This is a genomic window from Streptomyces sp. NPDC004732, from assembly GCF_040609235.1.
GTDB lineage: Bacteria > Actinomycetota > Actinomycetes > Streptomycetales > Streptomycetaceae > Streptomyces.
Genome location: NZ_JBEXJR010000007.1, coordinates 458,565 through 484,095, shown reverse-complemented (window position 1 = coordinate 484,095; position 25,531 = coordinate 458,565). Strand labels below are relative to the sequence as shown.

At 71.5% G+C, this 25,531-nt stretch carries 10 protein-coding genes; 8 read left to right on the top strand and 2 right to left on the bottom strand.

Translation table 11 applies throughout. From position 1 onward, the window contains the following. Nucleotide 1 precedes the first annotated feature (1 nt). Nucleotides 2-1,375, bottom strand: coding sequence for a phenylacetate--CoA ligase family protein (locus ABZV77_RS23220; RefSeq protein ID WP_356259896.1), 1,374 nt, complete (start codon nt 1,373-1,375; stop codon nt 2-4). An 855-nt stretch (nt 1,376-2,230) separates the two neighbouring features. Between ABZV77_RS23220 and ABZV77_RS23215 the strand changes: the two genes are divergently transcribed. Together ABZV77_RS23215 and ABZV77_RS23210 are read left to right on the top strand one after the other, a co-directional pair. After that, entirely contained in the window at nt 2,231-3,034 is an 804-nt protein-coding gene (locus ABZV77_RS23215) for an alpha/beta fold hydrolase (protein WP_356259893.1), read from the top strand. 8 nt (nt 3,035-3,042) lie between these two features. Continuing rightward, nucleotides 3,043-3,831 carry an AfsR/SARP family transcriptional regulator gene (locus tag ABZV77_RS23210; protein WP_356259891.1) on the top strand — a complete coding sequence of 263 codons (789 nt, stop codon included), beginning with the start codon at nt 3,043-3,045 and terminating at the stop codon, nt 3,829-3,831. Nucleotides 3,832-3,892: 61 nt separating this feature from the next. On the opposite strand, the gene ABZV77_RS23205 is transcribed toward ABZV77_RS23210, so the two are convergent. Beyond that, entirely contained in the window at nt 3,893-5,143 is a 1,251-nt protein-coding gene (locus ABZV77_RS23205) for a cytochrome P450 (protein ID WP_356259888.1), read from the bottom strand. Nucleotides 5,144-5,426: 283 nt separating this feature from the next. Here ABZV77_RS23205 and ABZV77_RS23200 point away from each other — a divergent pair, with 283 nt between their 5' ends. The 6 genes from ABZV77_RS23200 (at nt 5,427) to ABZV77_RS23175 (ending at nt 25,452) form a co-directional block, all read left to right on the top strand. After that, nucleotides 5,427-10,373, top strand: coding sequence for a type I polyketide synthase (locus tag ABZV77_RS23200; RefSeq protein WP_356259886.1), 4,947 nt, complete (start codon nt 5,427-5,429; stop codon nt 10,371-10,373). A 70-nt stretch (nt 10,374-10,443) separates the two neighbouring features. After that, nucleotides 10,444-21,597: a type I polyketide synthase gene (locus ABZV77_RS23195; protein ID WP_356259883.1), complete on the top strand. Its 11,154-nt coding sequence runs from the start codon at nt 10,444-10,446 to the stop codon at nt 21,595-21,597. After that, a complete protein-coding gene (locus ABZV77_RS23190) occupies nt 21,594-22,028 on the top strand; it encodes a nuclear transport factor 2 family protein (RefSeq protein WP_356259881.1) in 435 nt (144 codons plus the stop codon). Before ABZV77_RS23195 ends, ABZV77_RS23190 begins: the two co-directional genes overlap by 4 nt. Nucleotides 22,029-22,082: 54 nt before the next feature. Continuing rightward, entirely contained in the window at nt 22,083-22,499 is a 417-nt protein-coding gene (locus ABZV77_RS23185; protein WP_356259879.1) for a nuclear transport factor 2 family protein, read from the top strand. Then, the gene (locus ABZV77_RS23180; RefSeq protein ID WP_356259877.1) at nt 22,496-23,941 is read left to right on the top strand and encodes an FAD-dependent monooxygenase; all 1,446 of its coding nucleotides are present in this window, start codon (nt 22,496-22,498) and stop codon (nt 23,939-23,941) included. Before ABZV77_RS23185 ends, ABZV77_RS23180 begins: the two co-directional genes overlap by 4 nt. A gap of 293 nt (nt 23,942-24,234) precedes the next feature. Then, on the top strand, nt 24,235-25,452 hold the full coding sequence (locus ABZV77_RS23175; protein WP_356259874.1) for a S1 family peptidase: 1,218 nt from the start codon (nt 24,235-24,237) through the stop codon (nt 25,450-25,452). The last annotated feature ends 79 nt before the right edge of the window (nt 25,453-25,531 follow it).

Sequence of the window (25,531 nt, the reverse complement as noted above, 5' to 3'; positions counted from 1 at the left end):
CTCACACCGCGAGCGGGATGATCGTGCGGTACTTGCCGCCCGACGCCTGCCGCGGCGGCTCCTCCGCCCGCTCCACGGTGACGTTGTCCAGCTTGTTGTCGGCGAGGAGATGGGTCAGACCGTCGTGGGCCTTCCGCCACACGTGGTCCGCGTCGGCGCCGGGGGCCCTGACCATGCGTACCCGCAAGGTCGCGGGCGCGGTCTGCTCGATCTGGAAGAGCTCGACCCCCGGCATGCGGTCGAACAGGCTGCTGAAGGCCAGCGGGGTGAGCCTGACGTCGCCGCCGCGGCCCGACGGGAAGGTGAGGATGTCGCCGACCCTGCCCTGGACCCGGATCGCGGGCGACGGGGTGCCGCACGGGCAGGGGTCGGGGCGGAGCATGACGCTGTCCCCGAGGTCGTAGCGGAGGAACGGCTGTACGCGATTGGCGAGGTTGGAGATCAGGACGGTGTGCGAGAACTCCCCCGGCGGGGTCGGCCGGTAGTCCTCGTCGACCGGTTCGAGCACGGCCCAGTCGTCGTTGACGTGGTACCAGCCCTCGGCGCAGCCGTGGCTGAGGTACGTGCACTCCGTCGCGCTGTACATCGTGCGCACCTTGGCCCCGAAGGCCTGCGCGATGCGGTCGGTGTCGCTGTCGCTCATCGTCTCGCCCGCCGGTTCGATCAGCACCGGGTCGATGTGCAGGCGGCCCGCCTCCTGTTCGGCGGTGAGCAGCATGATCGTGCTGGCGTAGCCGATGACGAAGGCGGGGCGGTACGCGTTGAGCTGCGCGACCAGGTGGGCCAGCGGCTCGTGCACGGAGAAGGCCCGGAGCAGCTTGCTGCGGCCGCCGCCCTCCTGGGTCATGCGGGAGTATCCGGCGAAGCCGACGTAGTGCCCTTCGGTGGCGACGAGTTGGGCGAAGCGGCCGCCGTGCAGCACGGCCCTGGCGATGCCGAGCGGGCCGAGCCAGGAGGCGAGCGCCCGGGAGGAGACGGCCGAGGACACGTTCATGTACCGGTCGTCGAGCACGAACAGGCCGCGCCTGCCGCTGGTGCCCGAGGTGGTGGCCACCAGGTACCTGCCGAGGAAGCGACGGCCGATCAGACCGGGGTCGTCGGTGAACGCGCGGACCTTCTCGAAGGTGATGTCCCGGTCCGTCGCCCAGTCGTCGAAGCGGTCCATCAGCTTCTTCTTGTCGGTGACCGGCAGCAGCGTCGGGTCCTCGATCCGCTCGGGCAGACCGCGGTAGAGCTCGCGGTAGTACGGCGACGCGGAGCGCGCGCAGGCCACCAGGTCCGCCAGTCGGTCGCCGCGCCGCCGCGCGACATCGGCCGCACCCTGCTTGCGGGCCTTGCGGACGTCCCGCGTCAGCCACGCCATGCTCTCGGTCATCGTCCTGTACTCCTTCGGTGGCAGGTCCGGCCCGCGGCCGGCTTGCCGGAGGGCAGCGGGCACCCATGCGTCGACCTTCGCGGATGGCCCGCGGGACAGCGCACCTTGAACAACGCACAGTCACCCCAAAAGGTGACAACCCCGCCGGCGCGCCCGGACCGGCCGGGTGGCCAACTGCCGCCGCTTCACACGGGGCTGGATCCAGCCACTCGACTCCCGTTTCCCGACCCCGCAGCCACCCCGCACGGATGCCGTCACGTGCGGCGCAGGCGCTTCGGGGGCCACATCAAGGCCAATCCCGACGAGCCGGGACGACAAGAAAACAACAAGCCACAATCGGAGTCCCGGCGAATCCGAGCGGCCGTCCGGCGCGGGAAAAAGATCGTTTCCGTTTGATGGCTTGAAGGTGGATAAGCAGTGCAGGCCAACGGCGGGGAAGAGAATCAAACCAATGGAGCGTAATAATCCCGCAAAGAATTGCGCGTCCGTTGTCGAGCCCTCTTCCAGGGAACCTCGACCGGATCAAAAGCGCGGACCCCGCCCGCACGCCCCGGCAGGCGCACCCTCCTGACCTGCCACTGCGCCCATCCCACCGGCCCTCCGGCCGCGTAACGCAATGTCCGCGGCCCTCCGGGGCCGGACTTCACCCGGTGCAATGTTAAGCATTCATATTGAAATTTACCCTAAACTTGCCGCCGCAGATTCGATCACGCGAGAATCGCTGCATAAAGCATGGGGAATGTCTTATTCCGCCCTGTTGCCGACTTAGCGACGTTGCCCTTTAAACTTTGAGCTGTGCATGATCAGGAGCGGCTGTGCGATGCGGCGACACCGTTCCTGGCGAAGGGATAGATCTTGTCTGCCTCCCCCCCACCCCAAACGTCGGACCCCTGGATACGCTGTTTCCGGCCCCGGCCGGAAGCCGACGTCCGACTGGTCTGCTTCCCCCACGCGGGCGGCTCGGCCTCCTACTACCACCCCCTCGCGGTCTCCCCCACCCTGCTCCCGGACGCCGAAGTCCTCGCGGTGCAGTACCCCGGAAGGCAGGACCGGCGCAGAGAGCGCCTCCTTGACGGCATCCCCGAGATGGCCGACCTGATCACCGAGGCGCTCGCTCCGTACGACGACCGTCCGCTGGCCTTCTTCGGGCACAGCATGGGCGCCGTGCTCGCCTTCGAGGTCGCACAGCGGCTGAGCGAGCGGCCGGGTGGCCAGCCCTGCGGGCTGTTCGTCTCGGGCCGCCGGGCGCCGTCCCTCTACCGGCGGGGCACCGTACATCTCCTCAACGACGCCGAGTTGGTCGGCGAGTTGCGCAGGGCCGGGGGCACGGACCCGCGGTTCCTGGACGACGAGGAGCTGCTCGCCGACATCATCCCGGTCGTCCGCAACGACTACCGGGCGATCGAGCTGTACCAGTGGACTCCGGCGCCTCCGCTGACCTGCCCCGTCACCGCCCTGGTCGGCGACCGGGACCCGCAGGCCTCGCTCGACGACGCGGAGGCCTGGCGGAAGCACACCGACGGACCGTTCGGCCTCGAGGTCTTCTCCGGAGGCCACTTCTATCTCAACACGCACCAGCGCGGCGTCGCGGACGTCATCTCCGAGGCTCTCGCGGCCGGTGCGCGACGGCACGCAACAGCGAGGGGGAACGCTCAGTGAGGTACGAAATGCTGGGCCCACTCCGCATCAAGGACGACAACAACTACGCCACCATCAACGCGCAGAAAGTGGAGATCGTCCTGACGGTGCTCCTCATCCGCGCCGATCAACTGGTCTCCCTGGAGCAGCTGATGCGGGAGATCTGGGGCGAGGAACTGCCCCGGCGCGCCACCGCCGGGCTACACGTGTACATATCCCAGCTCCGCAAGTTCCTGAAGGTGTCGGGCACGGCGGGCAACCCCGTCGAGACCCGCGCGCCGGGATACGTGCTGCACAAGAAGCCGGAGGACCAGATCGACGCCCAGGTCTTCCCCGAACTCGTCGACGTGGGACGGTCGCTGCTCAGGGAGAAGCGTTACGACGAGGCGGCTTCCTGTTTCGGACAGGCGCTCGCTCTGTGGCGCGGCCCGATCCTCGGGCAGGGCGGGAACGGTCCGGCCGCCAACGGCCCCATCGTCGACGGGTTCTCGACCTGGCTGACCGAGATCCGCCTGGAGTGTCAGGAGATGCTGGTCGAGTGCCAGCTCCAGCTCGGCCGTCACCGGGAGGCCGTGGGCATGCTGTACGCCCTCACCGCGGAGAACCCGATGTGCGAGGCGTTCTACCGGCAGCTCATGCTGGCGCTCTACCGCTCCGAGCGGCAGGCGGACGCGCTGAAGGTGTACCAGTCGGTGCGCAAGACGCTCAACGACGAGCTCGGGCTCGAACCGGGGCGCCCGCTCCAGGATCTGCAGCGGGCCATACTCTCCGGCGACATGCACCTGATGTCACCACCCCTCGCGATGTCCGGCCACTGACCGGACATCGCGGTGCGGGTGGGCCTCGCGGGTCGTACGTATGCGGAGGAGACGTACGTACTCAGAAGGCGCACTGAAGGTGCTTGATGCCCTCGATGAAGCTGGAGTCCAGCCTGCGGGGCTGCCCCACGGCACGAATGCGGGGCAGCGCCGCAAGCAACTCCCGGTACAGGACGGTGACTTCCATCCGGGCCAGGTGGGCGCCGAGGCAGACGTGCGGGCCCACTGCACCGAACGTGACGTGGGCGTTCGTCGCGCGCGTGATGTCGAAGCGGTACGGGTCCGGGAAGGTGCCCTCGTCGCGGTTGCCCGACCAGTAGAACAGGAAGATCCGGTCGCCCCTGCGGAACCGGTGGCCGTTCATGTCGCAGTCGCGGGTGGCGACGCGGCGCATCCAGTTGATCGGCGTGGAGACCCTGAGGATCTCCTCGACCGCGTCCTTCGCGTACGTGTCGAAGTCCGAGACCAGCAGCTGCTTCTGCTCGGGGTGCTCGGTCAGCAGCACCAGGGCGTGCGAGATGGCGTTCCTGGTGGTCTCCATCCCGGCGATGACCAGCAGGATGAAGAAGGAGACGAGTTCCTGGCGGGTCAACTGCTCGCCGTCCGCCTGCACTTGCACCAGCTTGGTGATCAGATCGTTGCCGGGGACGGCGAGCCGCTGCTCGCGGAGACCCGCGATGTAGTCGCCCAGTTCGCGGGACGCCTCGATCACCGCGCGTTCGGAGTCCGCCCGGTCGGGCACGTAGTCCGGGTCGAGCGGACCCACGATCGTGTTGGACCGGTCGAAGAGGAAGTCGTGGTCCTCCTCCGGGATCCCCATCATTTCGCTGAGCACGGCGATGGGCATCTCCGCGGCCACGGGCCTGATGAAGTCGCCGGGACCGCGCGCGACGAGGTCGTCGATGATGCGCCGCGCGGTACGGGTCGCCACGGCCTCGAACTCGGGAATCATGTTGCGGCCGAACGAGCGCGAGACGATGCGGCGCAGCCGCGAGTGCTCCGGGTTGTCCATGTTGATCATCGAGCCGTAGTACTCGTCGAGCTCGGGCGGCAGGCCGATGATCGTGGTCGCGCCGTTCGAGGAGAAGTCCTGCGGCCGACGGCTCACCTCCGCGATGTCCGCGTACTTCACCAGCGCGTGATACCCGAAGGCGAAGGGCACTCCGGGCATGCTCTGCTGAATGAACGGCGGATGCGGCAGCCCGCGCATCTGCTCGAACAGCGCCACGCGTTCCTCGTACGGCCGCGCCCAGAACGACGGGTCGACCAGGTCGGGGAAGGTGGCGGCCGGCTTGCTATCCGTGATGGGCACGATGCCTCGCTTCGCGTTGTCCGGACCGACACCGGCACACCTTGGCAGGGCCGTCTTAAGCGCTCCTAAGAAGCACCTGCCGCGCCCGCCCGCACCTCCCACCAGTGACGACGGCCCGGGACGACGACGTACACAGCCGAGTATTAGGAGGGCTTTAGCGTCGTGAACGAGTCTGCGGTCCGGCGGGGTCCCGCCTGCCCGATGCTCACGCCGATCTCCCGGCTGCCCGGTCATCGAGTCAGGGGCGCTGCTGTTCTCGCGGAGAGGGGCGGTTGTCACCGGGATGGCGCACACCGAAGAGAAGCTTCTTGAATACCTCAAGCGTGTCACTGCGGACCTGCGTCAGACGGAACGCCGACTGCAGGACGTCGAGTCGGCGGGCCACGAGCCGATCGCGGTCATCGGCATGGCGTGCAGGCTGCCCGGCGGAGTCCGGTCCCCCGACGAGTTCTGGGACCTGATCTCCACCGGGGGCGACGCCGTCGCCCCGCTGCCCGGCAACCGCAACTGGGACCTCGACGCCCTCTACGACCCGGACCCCGAGAGCACCGGCACCAGCTACGTCCGCGAAGGCGGCTTCGTCTACGACGCGGGCGACTTCGACCCCACCTTCTTCGGCATCGGACCGAGCGAGGCCATGGCCATGGCTCCGCAGCAGCGGCTCGCCCTGGAGACCGCCTGGGAGGCCATCGAGCGCGCCGGTATCGACCCCCTCACCCTGCGCGCCAGCGACACCAGCACCTTCATCGGCTGCGACGGCCTCGACTACGCCCTGGGCGCCTCCGAGGTGCCCGAGGGCACCGCCGGATACTTCACCATCGGCAACTCCGGCAGCGTCACCTCGGGCCGCGTCGCCTACACCCTGGGCCTCGAAGGCCCGGCGGTCACGGTCGACACCGCATGCTCCTCGTCGCTGGTCTCCCTCCACCTCGCCGCCCAGGCGCTGCGCACGCAGGAGTGCTCGCTGGCGCTGGCGGGCGGCACGTACGTGATGTCGTCACCCGCCCCGCTGATCGGGTTCAGCGAACTGCGCGGCCTGGCCCCCGACGGCCGCTGCAAGCCCTTCTCGGCGGGCAGCGACGGCATGGGCATGGCGGAGGGCACCGGTGTGGTGCTCCTGGAGCGCCTCTCCGACGCGCGCCGCAACGGCCACAAGGTGCTAGCGGTCGTTCGGGGTTCGGCCGTGAACCAGGACGGTGCGAGCAACGGCCTCACCGCCCCCAACGGCCCTTCCCAGGAACGCGTCATCCGCGCCGCCCTCGCCAACGCCCGCCTCTCCGCCGAGGACATCGACGCGGTCGAGGCCCACGGCACCGGCACCACGCTCGGTGACCCCATCGAGGCCGGGGCCCTCATCTCGGCGTACGGGCAGGAACGCCCGGAGGACCGGCCGCTGTGGGTCGGCGCCGTGAAGTCCAACATCGGCCACACGCAGATCGCCGCGGGCGTGGCGGGCGTCATCAAGATGGTGCTGGCCCTGCAGAACGACCTGCTGCCCGCCATCCTCCACGTCGACGCCCCCTCGCCCCACGTGGAGTGGGACGGCAGCGGGCTGCGCCTGCTGACCGAGCCGGTCAAGTGGCCTCGCGGCGAGCGGGCGCGGCGGGCGGGGGTGTCTTCGTTCGGCTTCTCCGGGACCAATGCGCATTTGATTTTGGAGGAGGCGCCTGAGGACGAGGTGCCGGAGGACGTGGTGCGGGGTGAGGTGGCTGGTCCTGTTGCGTCTGGGGCCGGTGGTGTGGGTGTGGTGGTGCCGTGGGTGGTTTCTGGGCGGACGCCTGATGCGTTGCGGGAGCAGGCGCGGCGGTTGGGTGCGTTCGTGGCGGGTGATACGGAGGCGTTGCCGGGGGAGGTGGGCTGGTCGTTGGCGACGACTCGGTCGGTGTTCGAGCACCGGGCCGTGGTGGTGGGCCGGGACCGGGACGCTCTGGTGGCGGGCGCGCAGGCGTTGGCTGCGGGTGAGGTGTCCGCGGATGTGGTGTCCGGGGCGGCGGCTTCCGCGGGTGCGGGGCCGGTGTTGGTGTTTCCGGGGCAGGGGTCGCAGTGGGTCGGGATGGGGGCCCAACTGCTCGATGAGTCACCCGTGTTCGCGGCCCGCATCGACGAGTGTGAGCAGGCGCTGTCGGCGTACGTGGACTGGTCGCTACGTGAGGTGTTGCGCGGGGACGGGACTGAACTGGCGCGGGTGGAGGTCGTCCAGCCGGTGCTGTGGGCCGTCATGGTCTCGCTCGCCGCCGTATGGGCGGATCAGGGGATTACTCCGGCTGCGGTGATCGGGCATTCGCAGGGCGAGATGGCTGCCGCCTGTGTCGCGGGCGCGCTGTCCCTGGAGGATGCGGCGCGGATCGTGGCGGTACGCAGTGACGCGCTCCGCCAGCTTCAGGGGCACGGCGACATGGCCTCCCTGGGCACCAGCGCCGAACAGGCCGCCGAGCTCATCGGGGACGACCGGCCCGGTGTCAGCATCGCGGCCGTCAACGGACCGTCCTCGACGGTCATTTCAGGTCCGCCGGAGCAGGTGGCCGCGGTGGTCGCCGACGCGGAGAAGGCCGGGCTGCGTGCCCGGGTCATCGACGTCGGCTACGCCTCCCACAACCCCCAGATCGACCAGCTCCACGACCTGCTGACGGAACGCCTCGCGGACATCCAGCCTGTGCCGACCGACGTGGCGTTCTACTCCACGGTCACCGCCGAACGCCTCGACGACACCACGGCGCTCGACACCGCCTACTGGGTCACCAACCTCCGCCAGCCCGTCCGCTTCGCCGACACCATCAAAACGTTGCTGGCCGACGGCTACCGCCTCTTCATCGAAGCCAGCCCCCACCCCGTCCTCAACCTCGGCATGGAAGAAACCATCGAACAGGCGGACGCCACCGCCACCGTGATCCCCACCCTCCGCCGCGACCACGGCGACACCACCCAACTCACCCGCGCCGCCGCCCAAGCCTTCACCGCAGGCGCCAACATCGACTGGACGGGATGGTTCCCGACCGAGCCCACCCCTCGTACCGTCGACCTCCCCACCTACGCCTTCCAGCACCAGCACTACTGGCTCGAACGCTCCACCCGTGCCGGAAACACCCTCGGCGCCGAGCACAGCGCGGCCGAGACACAGTTGTGGCAGGCGGTCGACGGGCTCGACCTCGGGCTGCTGGCGGAGACGCTGGCGTCGGAGGAGGGCAGTGATGAGGCCGTGCGGGCGCTGGAACCCGCGCTGCCGGTGCTGCAGGGCTGGCGGCGTCGGCACCGGGAGCAGTCGACCGTCGATTCCTGGCGCTACCGCGTCACGTGGAAGCACCACCCCGATGCCGGGGCACCCCAACTGGGCGGCGAATGGCTGCTGTTCGTGCCTGCCGACAAGGCGGAGCACCCCGCCGTACGGGCCACCGCGGAGGCGTTGGGTGAGCACGGCGCGTCCGCCGTCCGGCTGCATACGGTCGAGACCGGCCGGGCTCGGCGCGAGACGCTGGCCGCGGTGGACACGTCCGGGTGCGCCGGGCTCGTCAATCTGCTGGCTCTGGACGAGCGACCGCACCCCGAGCATCCGGCCGTGCCCACGGGACTGGCCGCGACCACCGCCCTGATCCAGGCCCTCGCCGACAACGGCACGACCGCCCCCCTGCACACCATCACGCAGGGAGCCGTCTCCACGAGCGCCACCGACCCGCTCGCCCACCCCCTCCAATCCCACGTCTGGGGACTCGGACGTGTCGCCGCCCTCGAACACCCCCGCCTGTGGGCCGGGCTCGTCGACCTGCCGGACCGCGTCGACCACCACACCCTCGCCCGCCTCGCCACCGCCCTCCTCCCGCAGGAAGAGGACCAGACCGCCATCCGCCCCACCGGAACCCACACCCGGCGCCTCACGCACGCCCCCGCGCCGGGCACCGCTGCCGACGTCGCCTGGCAGCCCCGGGGCACCACCCTCATCACCGGTGGCACCGGCGGCATCGGAGCCGTCCTCGCCCGCTGGCTCGCCCGCGAGGGCGCCCCGCACCTGCACCTCACCAGCCGCCGCGGCCCGGACGCACCCGGCGCACAGGAACTCGCCGCCGAGCTTGCGGAGTTGGGGACCTCCGTCACCATCACCGCCTGCGACGTCAGCGATCCCCACCAGCTCCGGGGCCTCCTCGACCGGACGCCGCCCGAGCACCCCCTGACCGCCGTCATCCACGCCGCGGGCATGACCGATCTGACGTCGATCACCGATCTGACGACGGCGCGCCTGGACGAAGTGCTCGGGTCGAAGTCCGATGCGGCCTGGAACCTGCACGAGCTGACGCGGGACATGGATCTCACGGCGTTCGTGATGTTCTCGTCCGGCGCCGGTGTGTGGGGCAGTGGCCAGCAGGGCGCGTACGGCGCCGCCAACCACTTCCTCGACGCGCTGGCCGAGCACCGGCGCTCCCAGGGCCTGGCCGCCACCTCGATCGCCTGGGGTCCCTGGGCCGAGGCCGGTATGTCCGCGGACCCGGAGTCACTCTCGTACTTCAAGCGCTTCGGCCTGCATCCGATCGGCCCGGACCTGTGCGTCAAGGCACTGCACCAGGCGGTCGGCGCGGGCGAGGCAACACTGACGGTGGCGAACTTCGACTGGGCGAAGTTCACGCCGACGTTCACCGCGCAGCGGCCCAGCCCGTTCCTCGACGACCTTCCGGAGAACCAGCGGGAGGCCGAACAGGCCGGTTCCGCGGCCGAGACCAGCGCGTTCCGCGAGGAGCTCGCGAAGACGCCCGCGTCGCAGCGGCACGGCTTCCTGGTCCAGCACGTCCGGACGCACGCGGCCGCCACTCTGGGCCGCACGGTGGAGGACATCCCGGCGGCGAAGCCGTTCCAGGAGCTGGGTTTCGACTCGCTGACCGCCGTCCAGCTGCGCAACCAGCTCAACAGCACGACCGGGCTCACGCTGCCCGCGACGGTGATCTTCGACCATCCCACCTCCGAATCCCTCGCCTCGCATCTGCGCGGGCAGCTCGGCGGCGACGACGAGACCACCGGCGAGAGCAACGTGCTCGCGGCGCTCGACAAGTGGGACACGGCGTACGGCACGGCCGGGATGGACGAAGCGGCCCGCCGACGCATCGTGGGCCGTCTGCAGGTGCTGGTCTCCAAATGGAGCCCGGCGCAGGACAGCCCGGAGGACGGCGACTCCGCCCACGCCGACCTGGAGACGGCGAGCGCGGACGACATCTTCGACCTCATCTCCAGCGAGTTCGGGAAGTCCTGATCCCCCACTCCTACTCACACCCATCCACGTCCACGTCCCCCGTCACGTCGCGCCAAGGAGCCTGGGTCAGATGTCGAACGAGGAGAAGCTTCTCGATCACCTCAAGTGGGTCACCGCGGAGCTGCGCGAGGCCCGCCAACGGCTCCGCGACAAAGAATCCGCCGAGCCGGTCGCCATCGTCGGCATGGCCTGCCGCTTTCCCGGCGGCACCCGGTCCGCCGACGACCTGTGGCGGCTCGTGCGCGACGGGGGCGACGCGGTCTCGGGGTTCCCCGACGACCGGGGGTGGGACCTGGAGTCCCTCTACCACCCGGACCCGGAGCACCCGGGCACCAGTTACGTGCGGGACGGCGCCTTCCTGTACGACGCGGGGCGCTTCGACGCCGACTTCTTCGGCATCAGCCCGCGCGAGGCCGTCGCGATGGACCCGCAGCAGCGACTCCTCCTGGAGACCGCCTGGGAGGCGATCGAGCACGCGGGGCTCAACCCGCACGGCTTGCAGGGCAGTGACACCGGTGTCTTCACGGGGGTCAGCGCCCACGACTACCTGACGCTGATCAGCCAGACGGCCAGCGAGGTCGAGGGGTACATCGGCACCGGCAACCTCGGCAGCGTGGTGTCGGGCCGCATCTCCTACACGCTGGGGCTCGAAGGTCCCGCGGTGACGGTCGACACGGCGTGCTCGTCGTCCCTGGTGGCGATCCACCTGGCCGCGCAGGCGCTGCGGCAGGGCGAGTGCTCGCTCGCGCTGGCCGGTGGTTCGACGGTGATGGCGACGCCCGGCTCGTTCACCGAGTTCTCGCGGCAGCGCGGACTCGCGCCCGACGGCCGGTGCAAGCCGTTCGCGGCCGCCGCCGACGGCACCGGCTGGGGCGAGGGCGCCGGAGTGGTGGCGCTCGAACTCCTCTCCGAAGCGCGCCGCCGCGGCCACAACGTCCTTGCGGTGGTGCGGGGTTCGGCCATCAACCAGGACGGTACGAGCAACGGCCTCGCCGCCCCCAACGGCCCCTCACAGGAACGCGTCATCCGCGCCGCCCTCGCCAACGCCCGCCTCTCCGCCGAGGACATCGACGCGGTCGAGGCCCACGGCACCGGCACCACACTCGGCGACCCCATCGAGGCCAATGCGCTCCTCGCCACGTATGGGCAGGGGCGGCCCGATGACCGGCCGCTGTGGCTCGGCTCGATCAAGTCGAACATCGGCCACACGCAGGCCGCCGCCGGTGTCGCCGGTGTGATCAAGATGGTCATGGCCCTGCGCAACGGCCTCCTCCCCACCTCGCTGCACATCGACGCGCCCTCACCGCACGTCCAGTGGGAGCAGGGCAGCGTACGGCTGCTCTCCGAGCCCGTGGAGTGGCGGCCGGAGCGCACGCGGCGGGCGGGCATCTCGGCGTTCGGCATCTCGGGGACGAACGCGCATCTGATCCTTGAGGAGGCGCCGCGGGAAGAGGTGGCTGCGGAGGGGGCGAGGGTGGACGCTTCCACTCCCCCGCCCGCAGCGCCGGGTGCGGTGGTGCCCTGGGTGGTCTCCGGCCGGACGTCCGACGCGCTGCGTGAGCAGGCCCGGCGCCTGGGCGACTTCGCGGGCTCGTCCGGTGTCGGGGAAGCGGGTGCTTCGACGACCGAGGTCGGCTGGTCGCTGGCCACGAGCCGGGCAACCCTCGGACATCGGGCCGTGGTCGTGGGGCAGGACTCCGCCCAGTCGATCGCTTCCCTGGCGGCGCTGGCTACGGGCGAGGCCTCCGCGGACGTGGTGACCGGGGTCGCGGGCGATATGGGTCCGGGGCCGGTGTTGGTTTTCCCGGGGCAGGGGTCGCAGTGGGTGGGCATGGGGGCCCAACTGCTGGATGAGTCACCGGTGTTCGCGGCGCGCATCGCTGAGTGCGAGCAGGCGCTGTCCGATCACGTGGGCTGGTCGCTGCGTGAGGTGTTGCGCGGAGACGGCAGCGAGCTGGCCCGCGTCGAGGTCGTCCAGCCGGTGCTCTGGGCCGTCATGGTCTCGCTCGCCGCGGTCTGGGCGGACCAGGGAATCACCCCGGCCGCCGTGATCGGGCACTCGCAGGGCGAGATGGCCGCCGCCTGTGTCGCGGGCGCGCTGTCCCTGGAGGATGCGGCGCGGATCGTGGCGGTACGCAGCGACGCGCTGCGGCAGCTCCAGGGGCACGGTGACATGGCTTCCCTGGGCACCAGTGCCGAGCAGGCCGCCGAGCTGATCGGGGACGACCGCCCGGGCGTCAGTATCGCCGCGGTCAACGGGCCGTCCTCGACGGTCATTTCGGGTCCGCCGGAGCAGGTGGCTGCCGTGGTCGCCGAGGCAGAGGAGCGTGGCCTCCGCGCTCGCGTCATCGACGTCGGCTACGCCTCCCACAACCCCCAGATCGACCAGCTCCACGACCTGTTGACGGAACGCCTCGCGGACATCCAGCCTGTGCCGACCGACGTAGCGTTCTACTCCACGGTCACCGCCGAACGCCTCGACGACACGACGGCGCTGGACACCGCGTACTGGGTCACCAACCTCCGCCAACCCGTCCGCTTCGCCGACACCATCGAAGCCCTCCTCGCCGACGGCTACCGCCTCTTCATCGAAGCCAGCCCCCACCCCGTCCTCAACCTCGGCATTCAGGAGACGATCGAACGGGCCGGTGTCACGGCCACCACCGTTCCCACCCTGCGCCGCGACCACGGAGGCCGCACGCAGCTCACGCACGCCGCCGCGCAGGCGTTCGCGGTGGGTGCCGAGGTCGACTGGCGGCGCTGGTTCCCGGCCGAGCCCACCCCTCGTACCGTCGACCTGCCCACCTACGCCTTCCAGCACAAGCAGTACTGGGTGGAGCCGCCCGCGGCGGTGGCGTCCGGGGGCAACGGGCACGATCCCGTCGAGGCCCGGGTCTGGCAGGCGATCGAGGACTTGGACATCGACGCCCTCGCCAGCAGCCTGGAGATCGAGGGGCAGGCCGAGACCGTCGGGGCGCTGGAACCTGCGCTGCCCGTCCTCTCGGCCTGGCGCCGTCGGCACCGGGAGCAGTCCACGGTCGACTCCTGGCGCTACCACGTCACCTGGAAGCACCTGCCCGCCGCGGCAGCACCGGAGCTCACCGGGACCTGGCTGCTGCTCGTGCCCGCCGCGCACGCCGACCACCCCGCCGTCCTGGCGACCGCACAGACGCTGGCCGCGCACGGCGGCGAAGTGCGCCGTCACGTGCTCGACGCACGCGCCGTGGAACGTGCCTCGCTGGCACAGGAGTTGCTCTCGGTGATGGGCGGGGAGCCGCACGCCGGAATCGTCAATCTGCTGGCCCTGGACGAGGAGCCGCACCCCGAGTTCCCTGCCGTGCCCGCCGGGCTCGCCGCGACGACCGCCCTCGTCCAGGCCCTCGGCGACAACGGCGCCGACGTTTCCGTACGCACCCTCACGCAGGGTGCGGTCTCCACCAGCGCCACCGACCCCCTCACCAACCCCGTGCAGGCCCAGGTCTGGGGCCTCGGGCGCGTCGCCGCCCTGGAGTACCCGCGGCTGTGGGGCGGGCTCGTCGACCTGCCCGCCCGTATCGACCATCAGTCGCTGACCCGGCTGGCGGCGGCGCTCGCCCCTCAGGACGAGGATCAGATCGCGATCCGTCCCACCGGAGCCCACGCCCGCCGCCTCGCCCACGCGCCCGCCACGACCCCGAACAGCGGCGTGAGCTGGGAGCCCCGGGGCACCACCCTCATCACCGGTGGCACCGGCGGCATCGGCGCCGTCCTCGCCCGCTGGCTGGCCCGCGAAGGGGCCCCGCACCTCCTTCTCACCAGCCGCCGCGGGCCAGACGCACCCGGCGCGCAGGAACTCGCCGCCGAGCTGCGGGAGTTGGGCACCTCCGTCACCATCACCGCCTGCGACGTCGGCGACCGTGAGCAGGTGCGCCGCCTCGTCGACGGCGTCCCCGCCGAGCACCCGCTCACCGCCGTCGTACACGCCGCAGGCGTACCGAACTACATCGGCCTCGGCGAGGTGACGGGCGCCGAGCTGGATGAGGTGCTGCGCCCCAAGGCGCTCGCCGCGCTCCATCTGCACGAGCTGACACGGGAGTTGGAACTCTCCGCGTTCGTGATGTTCTCGTCCGGCGCCGGTGTGTGGGGCAGTGGCCAGCAGGGCGCGTACGGCGCCGCCAACCACTTCCTCGACGCGCTGGCCGAGCACCGCCGCTCCCAGGGCCTGGCCGCCACCTCGATCGCCTGGGGCCCCTGGGCCGAGGCGGGGATGGCCGCCGACCAGGCGGCGTTGACGTTCTTCAGCCGTTTCGGTCTGCACCCTCTCAGCCCGGTCCTGTGCATCAAGGCGCTGCACCAGGCACTCGACGCGGGCGAGACGACGCTGACGGTGGCGAACTTCGACTGGGCGCAGTTCACCTCGACCTTCACCGCGCAGCGGCCCAGCCCGCTCCTCGCCGACCTGCCCGAGAACCGCAGGGCGAGCGCGCCCGTGGCACAGGAGGATGCGACGGAGGCGTCGTCGCTGCAGCAGGAGCTGACCGAGGCGAAACCGGCACAGCAGCGGCAGTTGGTGCTACAGCACGTGCGCTCGCAGGCGGCGGCCACGCTCGGGCACTCGGACGTCGACGCCGTGCCCGCGACCAAGCCGTTCCAGGAGCTGGGCTTCGACTCGCTGACCGCGGTGGAGCTGCGCAACAGGCTGAACAAGAGCACCGGTCTGACCCTGCCGACCACGGTCGTCTTCGACCACCCCACGCCCGACGCGCTCACCGACGTCATCCAGGCCGAGCTGTCGGGCGACACGGCGTCCGCGGAAGCGGCGCGGACGACCGCTGCCGCCGCCGACGACGAGCCGATCGCGATCGTCGGCATGGCCTGCCGCTACCCGGGTGACGTCCGCTCCGCCGAGGAGCTGTGGGACCTGGTCACGGACCGCAGGGACGCCATGAGCGGATTCCCCGACGACCGCGGCTGGGACCTGGAGGCGCTGTACAACCCGGACCCGGAGAGCCGCGGCACCAGCTATGTGCGCGAGGGCGGCTTCCTCTACGACGCGGGCGACTTCGACGCCGCCTTCTTTGGCATCAGCCCGCGCGAGGCCATCGCGATGGACCCGCAGCAGCGACTCCTCCTGGAGACCGCCTGGGAGGCGATCGAACGCGCCGGGCTCGACCGCGAGGCCCTGAAGGGCAGCAACGCCGGGGTGTACACGGGCCTGACCATCTACGACTACCTGGCGCTCGTCGGTGAACGGCCCACCGAGGTCGAGGGCTACATCGGCACCGGCAACCTCGGCTGTGTCGCCTCCGGCCGGGTGTCGTACGTACTCGGCCTCGAAGGCCCCGCGATGACCATCGACACCGGGTGCTCGTCGTCGCTGGTGGCGATCCACCAGGCGGCGCACGCACTGCGGCAGGGCGAGTGCTCGCTCGCCCTCGCGGGCGGCGCGACGGTGATGGCCACACCGGGCTCCTTCGTGGAGTTCTCCCTGCAACGCGGGCTCGCCAAGAACGGGCGGTGCAAGCCCTTCGCGTCCGCCGCCGACGGCACGGGATGGGCCGAAGGAGTCGGCCTCGTCGTCCTCGAACGCCTCTCGGAGGCCCGGCGCAACGGCCACAACGTCCTTGCGGTGATCCGCGGTTCGGCCATCAACCAGGACGGTACGAGCAACGGGCTCACGGCACCCAACGGGCAGGCGCAGCAGCGCGTCATCCGGCAGGCCCTCGCCAACGCGCGCCTCTCCGCCGACGACGTCGACGCGGTGGAGGCGCACGGCACGGGCACCATGCTGGGCGACCCCATCGAGGCCAGCGCGCTCGTGGCCACGTACGGCAAGGAGCGGCCCGAGGACCGGCCGCTGTGGCTCGGCTCGATCAAGTCGAACATCGGGCATGCGCAGGCGTCGGCCGGTGTCGCCGGTGTGATCAAGATGGTGATGGCGCTGCGGAACGAGCAGTTGCCCGCCTCGCTGCACATCGACGCGCCCACGCCGCACGTCGACTGGGACGGCAGCGGAGTCCAGCTGCTGGCCGAGCCGGTCGCCTGGCCGCGCGGCGAACGCCCGCGCCGCGCCGGGGTGTCCGCGTTCGGCATCTCGGGCACGAACGCACACCTCATCCTGGAGCAGGCCCCGGACGCGCCGGAGCCCGCGCCTTCCCCGTCGGACGCGGCCGATGCTCCGGCCGGAGTGGTGCCGTGGGTGGTGTCGGCGCGCGGCGAGGAGGCGTTGCGGGCCCAGGCCGCCCTGCTGGCCGAGCGCGCGACGGCCGACCCCCAGCTGGTGTCGCCCTTGGACGTGGGCTGGTCCCTGGTCAAGAGCCGCTCGGTGTTCGAGAACCGGGCGGTCGTGGTGGGCCGGGACCGCGACGCACTCCTCGCCGGGCTGCGCTCCCTGTCGACGGGCGAGCCGTCACCGGACGTCGTGGAGGGCGCCGTACAGGGTGCCTCTGGGGCGGGGCCGGTGTTGGTGTTTCCGGGGCAGGGGTCGCAGTGGGTCGGGATGGGTGCCCAACTGCTCGATGAATCACCGGTGTTCGCGGCGCGCATTGCTGAGTGTGAGCGGGCGCTGTCGGCGTACGTGGACTGGTCACTCAGTGAGGTGTTGCGCGGGGACGGGGCCGAACTGGCCCGCGTCGAGGTCGTGCAGCCGGTGCTGTGGGCCGTCATGGTCTCGCTCGCCGCCGTCTGGGCGGACCAGGGAATCACCCCGGCCGCCGTGATCGGGCACTCGCAGGGGGAGATGGCTGCCGCCTGTGTGGCGGGGGCTCTCTCGCTGGAGGATGCGGCGCGGATCGTGGCGGTACGCAGCGACGCGCTGCGGCAACTCCAGGGGCACGGCGACATGGCCTCCCTGGGCACCAGCGCCGAACAGGCCGCCGAGCTCATCGGGGACGACCGGCCCGGAGTCAGCATCGCCGCGGTCAACGGGCCGTCTTCGACGGTCATTTCGGGTCCGCCGGAGCAGGTGGCCGCGGTGGTCGCCGACGCGGAGAAGGCCGGGCTGCGCGCCCGCGTCATCGACGTCGGCTACGCCTCCCACAACCCCCAGATCGACCAGCTCCACGACCTGCTCACCGAACGCCTGGCCGACATTCAGCCCGTGCCGACCGACGTGGCCTTCTACTCCACCGTCACCGCCGAACGCCTCAACGACACCACGGCCCTGGACACCGGCTACTGGGTCACCAACCTCCGCCACCCCGTCCGCTTCGCCGACACCATCAAAGCCCTCCTCGCCGACGGCTACCGCCTCTTCATCGAAGCCAGCCCCCACCCCGTCCTCAACCTCGGCATGGAAGAAACCATCGAACAGGCCGACATGCCTGCCACCGTGATCCCCACCCTCCGCCGCGACCACGGCGACACCACCCAACTCACCCGCGCCGCCGCCCAAGCCTTCACCGCAGGCGCCAACATCGACTGGACGGGATGGTTCCCGGCGGTTCCGTTGCCGCGAGTGGTGGACCTGCCGACGTACGCCTTCCAGCGGGAGCGGTTCTGGCTGGAGGGGCGGCGGGGGCTCGCCGGGGATCCGGCGGGGCTCGGGCTCGCCTCTGCGGGGCATCCGCTGCTCGGGGCCGCCGTGGAGCTCGCGGACGGCAGCAGCCATCTGCTGACCGGGCGGATCTCGCCACGGGACCAGACGTGGCTGGCCGAGCACCGGGTCATGGACACCGTGCTGCTGCCGGGTTCCGCCTTCGTGGAGCTCGCGCTGCAGGCCGCGGTGCGCACGGGCTGCGAGGAGCTGACGGAGCTGACGCTGCACACGCCGCTCGTCTTCGGGGACGAGGGCGCGGGCGCGGTGGACCTCCAGGTGGCGGTCGGCTCCGTGGGCGAGGACGGGCGGCGCCCTGTGTCCGTCCACTCGCGGCCCACGAGTGAGGGCGAGGAGACCGTGTGGACCCGGCACGCCGCCGGTGTGGTTGCTCCCGCGGGGCCGGTCGACGGGGAAATGTCGTTGGGCGGAGCCTGGCCGCCGCCCGGGGCAACGCCCGTCGGCGGGCAGGATCCTTATGGTGAACTCGCTTCGTACGGCTATGACTTCGGGCCCGGATCGCAGGGGCTCGTGACCGCGTGGCGGCTCGGCGACGACCTCTACGCCGAGGTGGCGCTGCCCGAGGCCGAGAGCAGCGGGGCCGACCGCTATCAGGTCCATCCGGTACTGCTCGACGCGACGCTGCACGCGCTGATCCTGGACGCGGTCACCTCGTCCGCCGACACCGACCAGGTGCTGCTGCCGTTCTCGTGGAGCGGGCTGCGGGTGCATGCGCCGGGCGCGGACAAGCTGCGGGTACGTATCGCACGTACCGCGCCGGACCAGCTGGCCTTGACCGCCGTGGACGACGGTGGAGCGCCGGTCCTGACGCTGGAGTCGCTCACGGTGCGGCCGGTGGCCGCCCATCAGATCGCGGGTGCCCGTGCGGCGGACCGGGACGCGCTGTTCCGGCTCGTGTGGACGGAGGCGGCCGCGCGGGCCGATGCGGGTGGTGGCGGCGCCTTGCGTGCCGCTGTCGTCGCGCCCGCCGGGGAACCGCTGGGTGCGGCACTCGCCGACGCGTTGTCCGGGGCTCCGGTACGGGACACGTTCGCCGCGCTGCGGGATGGTGTGGCGGGCGGGGAAGAGACACCCGATGTCGTGCTTGCCGTGTGCGCCACGCCCGGCGTGAGTGGTGCGGGTGATGCGGATGCGGATGCGGATGTGGCCGGGTACGCGCGGCTGGCTGCCGTGACCCTGTTGTCGCTGCTCAAGGAGTGGGTCGACGATCCCGCGTTCGCGGCGAGCCGCCTCGTCGTCGTCACCCGGGGCGCGACCGCGGCGCGGCCGGGCGAGGCTGTCGGTGATCTGCCGGGCGCGTCGCTGTGGGGTCTGGTGCGCAGTGCGCAGGCCGAGAATCCAGGGCGCCTCACGCTGCTCGACCTGGATGCGGTGGAGGCTTCCCTCGCGGCGCTGCCGGGCGTACTGGGCTCCGGGGAGCCGGAGTTGGCGTTGCGGGACGGGCGGGTGTTCGTGCCGCGGCTCGTACGTGATGACGCCTCCGCCCGGCTCGCGCCGCCGGTCGGGGCGCCTACGTGGCGTCTCTCCGGGCTTGAAGTGCGAGGGCCCGGACAGCAGTTGGCCCTGGTCGACGCACCCGAGGCCCTGCGGGTCCTGGAGCCGCACGAGGTGCGGGTCGCGGTGCGGGCGGCCACGCCGGACCCGGGGCCGCTCGCGGAGGGCCAGGTCGTCGGCGCCGGTGTCGTGACGGAGGTCGGCGGCGGGGCCGGTCCCGTGGCGGTCGGCGACCGGGTCATGGGCTTGTTCGACGCGGTGGGGCCGGTGGGCGTCACCGATGCCGCGTTGCTCACGACGGTTCCGGCCGGGTGGAGTTGGGCGCAGGCGGCCGGGTCCCTGGGCGCCTATGTGGCCGCGTACCACGTACTGGCGGATGTCGTCGTGCCGCGCGGCGGGGAGACCCTGTTCGTCGCGGAGGAGACCGGCCCCGTCGGGCGGGCGGTGACGCACCTTGCGCGGCGCTGGCGTGCGGAGGCTGTGGAAGGGGCGGCCGACGTCACCATCGGTCGTGACGGGACGCTGGTGGTCGACCGCGCGGGCGCCCCGGACGGCGGGCAGGCGGTCGCGCCGCCCGAGCCCGGGCGCGTACGGGAGATCCTCGCCGAGCTGGCGGATTCGGTGGATCCGGCGGACCTGCCGGTCGCCGACGCCGTCGCCGACGCTGTCGCCGTCTCCTCGGAGTCGGCAGGGTCGAGTGGCGGCGACGGCCTCGTGCCTCTCGACGTCACCGCGTGGGACATCCGGCAGGCCCCCGCCGCGGACGCCGCCCCGCCCTCTGCGGGCACGACCGTGTACACCTTGCCCGTCGCCTTCGACCCCGAAGGCACCGTCCTCGTCACCGGCGGCACCGGGGCGCTCGGCGCCCTGGCCGCCCGCCACCTGGTGGGCCGCCACGGAGCCAGGCATCTGCTCCTGTCCAGCAGGCGCGGCGCCGACGCGCCGGGCGCGCTGGAGCTGGCGGCGGACCTCTCCGCGCTCGGCGCGCGGGTCACCTTCACCGCCTGCGACCTCGGTGACCGGGACGCGGCGGCCGCCCTCCTGGAGTCGGTGCCTCCGGAGCACCCGCTGACCGCCGTCTTCCACTGCGCGGGCACCGTCAGCGACGCGGTGGTGCAGAACCTCACGGCCGAGCAGGTCGAGGAGGTGATGCGCGTGAAGGCGGACACTGCGTGGAACCTGCACGAACTGACGCGGGACGCGGACCTGTCCGCGTTCGTCCTGTACTCCTCGGTCGCCGGGCTCCTCGGCGGCCCAGGCCAGGGCAGCTACACGGCCGCCAACGCCTTCCTGGACGCGCTGGCCCGGCACCGGCAGGACGGCGGGGCGGCGGCGACCTCCCTGGCGTGGGGCTACTGGGATCTGGAGAGCGGGATGTCAGGGCGGCTCACCGACGCCGACCGGGCACGCCACGCCCGGGCCGGTGTGGTCGGGCTCGGTGCCGACGAGGGTCTCGCCCTCCTCGACACGGCCTGGGCGGGCGGTCTGCCGCTGTACGCGCCGGTCCGCCTGGACCTGGCCCGGATGCGCAGGCAGGCCGAGAGCCACCCCGCACCGGCGCTGCTGCAGGACCTGGTGCGCGGCGCCGGGAGCAGGAGCGGCGGCGGATCCGTCTCGGCGGGCGCGGCCGCGCTCCTCAAGGCACTCGGTGCGATGTCCGACGCGGAGCGGGAGGAGGCGCTGCTCGACCTGGTGTGCACGCACATCGCGGCCGTCCTGGGATACGACGCGGCCACGCCCGTCAATGCGACGCAGGGGCTGCGGGAGCTCGGGTTCGACTCGCTGACCGCGGTGGAACTGCGCAACAGGCTCTCGACCGCGACCGGACTGAAGCTGCCCGCCACGTTCGTCTTCGACCACCCGAACCCGGCGGAGCTCGCCGCACATCTGCGGCAGGAGCTCGCGCCGCGCGCGGCGGATCCGCTCGCCGACGTCCTCGCGGAGTTCGAGCGGCTGGAGAACTCGCTCCTCGCGGTCTCTTCGCAGGACGGCACGGCACGGACCGAGCTGGCCGGGCGGCTGCGGGCCACGCTGGCCCGGCTCGACGTGCCGCAGGAGACAGCCGCCGAGGCCGCGGTGGCCGCCCGCATCCAGGACGCGTCGGCCGACGAGATCTTCGCGTTCATCGACCGGGACCTCGGCAGGGACAGCGGCAACGGACAGGGCAACGGACAGGCAGTGGAGGGACAGCGATGAACGAGTTCGCCCGCAAGAAGCGTGCCCTGGAGCACAGTCGGCGGATCAACGCCGGGGACCTGGACGCCGTCGTCGAGCTGTACGCGCCCGACGCCGTGGTCGAGGACCCGGTCGGCCTGCCGCCGCTGACCGGGCACGACGCGCTGCGCGCCCACTACGGGCTGCTCCTCTCCGCGCACCTGCGCGAGGAGGCGGCCGAGCCCGTCGCCGGCCAGGACGCCGCCCACGCGCTGATCCAGATCACTTCCGTCATGGACTACCTGCCCCTGGGGCCGCAGTACGCCGAGCGGGGCTGGCTCAAGGCCCCCGACGCCCCGGAGACGGCGCGCATCCGGCGTACGGCGATGCTCGTGATCCGCATGGACGCGTCCGGCCTCGTCCGGCACCTGAAGTCGTACTGGGGCACATCCGATCTCACGGTCCTCGGCTGAACCGCAGGCCCGCGATGACTTTCCACAGGTCTGCCCACCCTTCCTGGAGGTGCCATGCCCGACGAGGCCGCGCGCAAGCAGATGGCCGTCGACTACGCCCAGCGGATCAACGCCGGTGACATCGAAGGCGTCCTCGACCTGTTCACGGACGACATCGTCTTCGAGGACCCGGTGGGGCGGCCGCCGATGGTGGGCAAGGACGACCTCCGCAGGCACCTCGAACTGGCCGTCTCCTGCGGTACGCACGAGGTGCCCGAGCCGCCGATGACCTCGATGGACGACCGCTTCGTGGTGACGCCGACGACGGTCACCGTGCAGCGGCCGCGGCCGATGACCTTCCGCATCGTCGGCATCGTCGAACTCGACGAGAACGGGCTCGGCCGCCGGGTCCAGGCGTTCTGGGGAGTCACCGACGTGACCATGGACGGGCCCGCCGCCGACACCACCCACCCCGAAGGGATCCGCGCGTGACCACCACCCGACCCGCCCACGCCGTCGTACTGGGTGCCAGCATGGCAGGCACCCTCGCGGCCCACGTCCTGGCCCGCCACGTCGACACCGTCACCGTCGTGGAGCGCGACGCCCTGCCCGAGGAGCCCCGGCACCGCAAGGGGGTCCCGCAGGGCCGCCACGCCCATCTGCTGTGGTCCAACGGCGCCCGCCTCATCGAGGAGATGCTGCCCGGCACCACCGACCGTCTCCTGGCGGCCGGCGCCCGCCGTCTCGGCTTCCCCGAGGACCTGGTGACCCTGACCGGGCAGGGGTGGCAGCACCGCTTCCCCGCCACCCAGTTCGCGCTGGTCGCCAGCCGCCCACTGCTGGACCTGACGGTACGTCAACAGGCCTTGGCCCCGGTGAACATCACCGTCCGGCAGCGCACCGAGGCCGTCGAGCTCTCGGGCAGCGGGGGCCGGGTCACCGGCGTCGTCGTGCGCGATGTGGAGAGCGGGGCGCAGGAACCCCTCGAAGCCGACCTGGTGATCGACGCCACCGGTCGCGGCTCCCGCCTCAAGCAGTGGCTCTCCGAGCTGGGCGTGCCCGCCCTCGAAGAGGACGTGGTGGACGCGGGCGTCGCCTACGCCACCCGCCTCTTCACGGCCCCGCCCGGCGCGACGACCCACTTCCCCGCCGTCAACATCGCCGCCGACGACCGGGTGCGCGAGCCCGGCCGGTTCGGTGTGGTCTACCCCATCGAGGGCGGCCGCTGGCTGGCGACCCTCTCCTGCACGAGGGGCGCACAACTGCCCAGCAGCGAGGAGGAGTTCCTCCCCTTCGCGGAGAATCTGAACCATCCGATCCTGGCCGAGCTCCTGCGCGACGCGGAGCCGCTCACCCCGGTCTTCGGCTCCCGTTCCGGCGCGAACCGCCGCCTGTATCCGGAGCGGCTCGACGCATGGCCGGACGGGTTGCTCGTCATCGGGGACTCGCTGACCGCGTTCAACCCGATCTACGGGCACGGAATGAGTTCGGCCGCGCGCTGCGCCGACACGATCGACCGCGAGTTCCGGCGGAATCCGCAGGGCGGCGCGGGGTCCGCGCTGCTCCTCCAGAAGGCGATCGGCGCGGCCGTCGACGACCCGTGGATCCTGGCCGCGACCAAGGACATCGACTACGTCAACTGCCGTGTGTCCGCGACGGATCCGCGGCTCATCGGCGTGGACACGGAGCAGCGTCTGCGGTTCGCGGAGGCCATCACGGCCGCCTCGATCCGCTCGCCCAAGGCGTCCGAGATCGTCACGGACGTGATGAGCCTGAACGCGCCGCAGACCGAACTCGGCTCCAACCGCTTCCTGATGGCGATGCGCGCCGACGAGCGCCTTCCCGAGCTGACGGCTCCCCCGCTGAGCCCGGAGGAACTGGCCGTGGTGGACCTGGATCCGGCCAAGATCACACCCGCGGCCGTACGCTCCTGACGCGTCGCCGCCCCGGTGCACGGCCACTGACGGCCGCCGACGGCCCTCACCGAAGCATAGGTGAGGGCCGTCGGTCATTCCCACCCCTAATAGCCAATGCGGAAGTGCGCCGTTTTTACAGTTCCCTTGATGTTCTGTTAAAAGCTGCCCTTGTCACAGACCTTGTTGAAGGGCTGAGCACTGGGCCAGAGTTCATGCCGCAGCGAGCCCCACGCTCGCTGCCAGGCAGGAACCCACCCCCCATTTTTCCGTATTACCGGAGAGTTCCTGCCTGCCATTCGGAAGGAATCAGTGTGTCGCATTCTCGTAGATACAGATTCGCCGCCGTGGCCGCTCTGCTCTCGACAGCAGTGGTCGTGGGAACCCAGGCCACGGCGCAGGCACAAGCACCGGCGAGGGACTCCGCACCCGTCGCGCGCTACCAGCCCGAGATGGTGCGGGCGCTCGCCGCGTCGCTCGGTGTGAGTGAGAAAGCCGCGGCCGACCGGCTCGACCGGCAGGCCGCCCAGCAGGCCCGGCTCACCGAGCTCAGGAAAAGCGGGATATCCGAGGACGGGGCGTTCTTCGACGCCTCCGGCAGGCTGACCGTCAACGCCGACGACAGCTCCGATGTCACCGCCATCGAGAAGGCCGGACTCGACGCCCGCGTGCCCGCCCGCGGCCAGGGCAAGCTCGACGGCATCAAGGCGCGGCTGGACGCCGCGGCCGACCGGCGCGCCCCCGCCGGTGTCGTCGACTGGTCCGTGGACCTGGCCTCGGACCAGGTCACCGTCAAGGTCAACAGCGAGCGCGGTGCGGCCGCCAAGGCGTTCCTCGCCAAGGCCACGGCGTACGGTTCCGCCGTCAAGATCGTGCGGGACCAGGAGAAGAGCGCGCCGCAGGCCGCGATCTCCCCCGGCAGCAAGATGACGATCAACGACACCAACGGCTGGTGCTCCGTCGGCTACGGCGCCCACGACCGGTCCGGCAAGCAGTACCTCGTCAGCGCGGGCCACTGCGTCGCCGGTCTGCCCACCCTGCGCTACAACGGCACCGCGTTCGCCAAGGGCACCCACACCCGCTTCGCGGTCGGCACCAACAGCGTCGACATGGGCGTCGCCGCCATCGGCTCCGGTCACTCGATCACGACCAAGGTCGGCACCTGGGGCCAGGCGGGCAACGTGGCCGTGAACGGCAGCAGCCGCGCCTCGTCCGGTGCCGCGCTCTGCAAGTCCGGCGCGACCACCGGCTGGACGTGCGGCAAGGTCGGTTCGTACAACGTCTCCGTCACCTACGTCGACCAGAACGGCGGCCCCGACACGGTCGTCACGGGTCTCGCCACCTCCACCGTCTGCACCGAGGGCGGCGACAGCGGCGGCGCGTACATCTCCGGCAACCAGGCCCAGGGCATGACCTCCGGCGGCCCGGTGAACCAGCAGTGCACCGGGGGTGTGAACTCGCGCGGCTCCTCCTACTTCCAGCCGCTCGACGACGCCCTCTCGTACTACGGGCTGACCCTCAACACCAACTGACCGGCCTTCGGGGGAAGACCAGGGGCCGCCCACCGGCTAAGGTGGGCGGCCCCTGGTCGCCTGTGTGGCCTGAAACCAC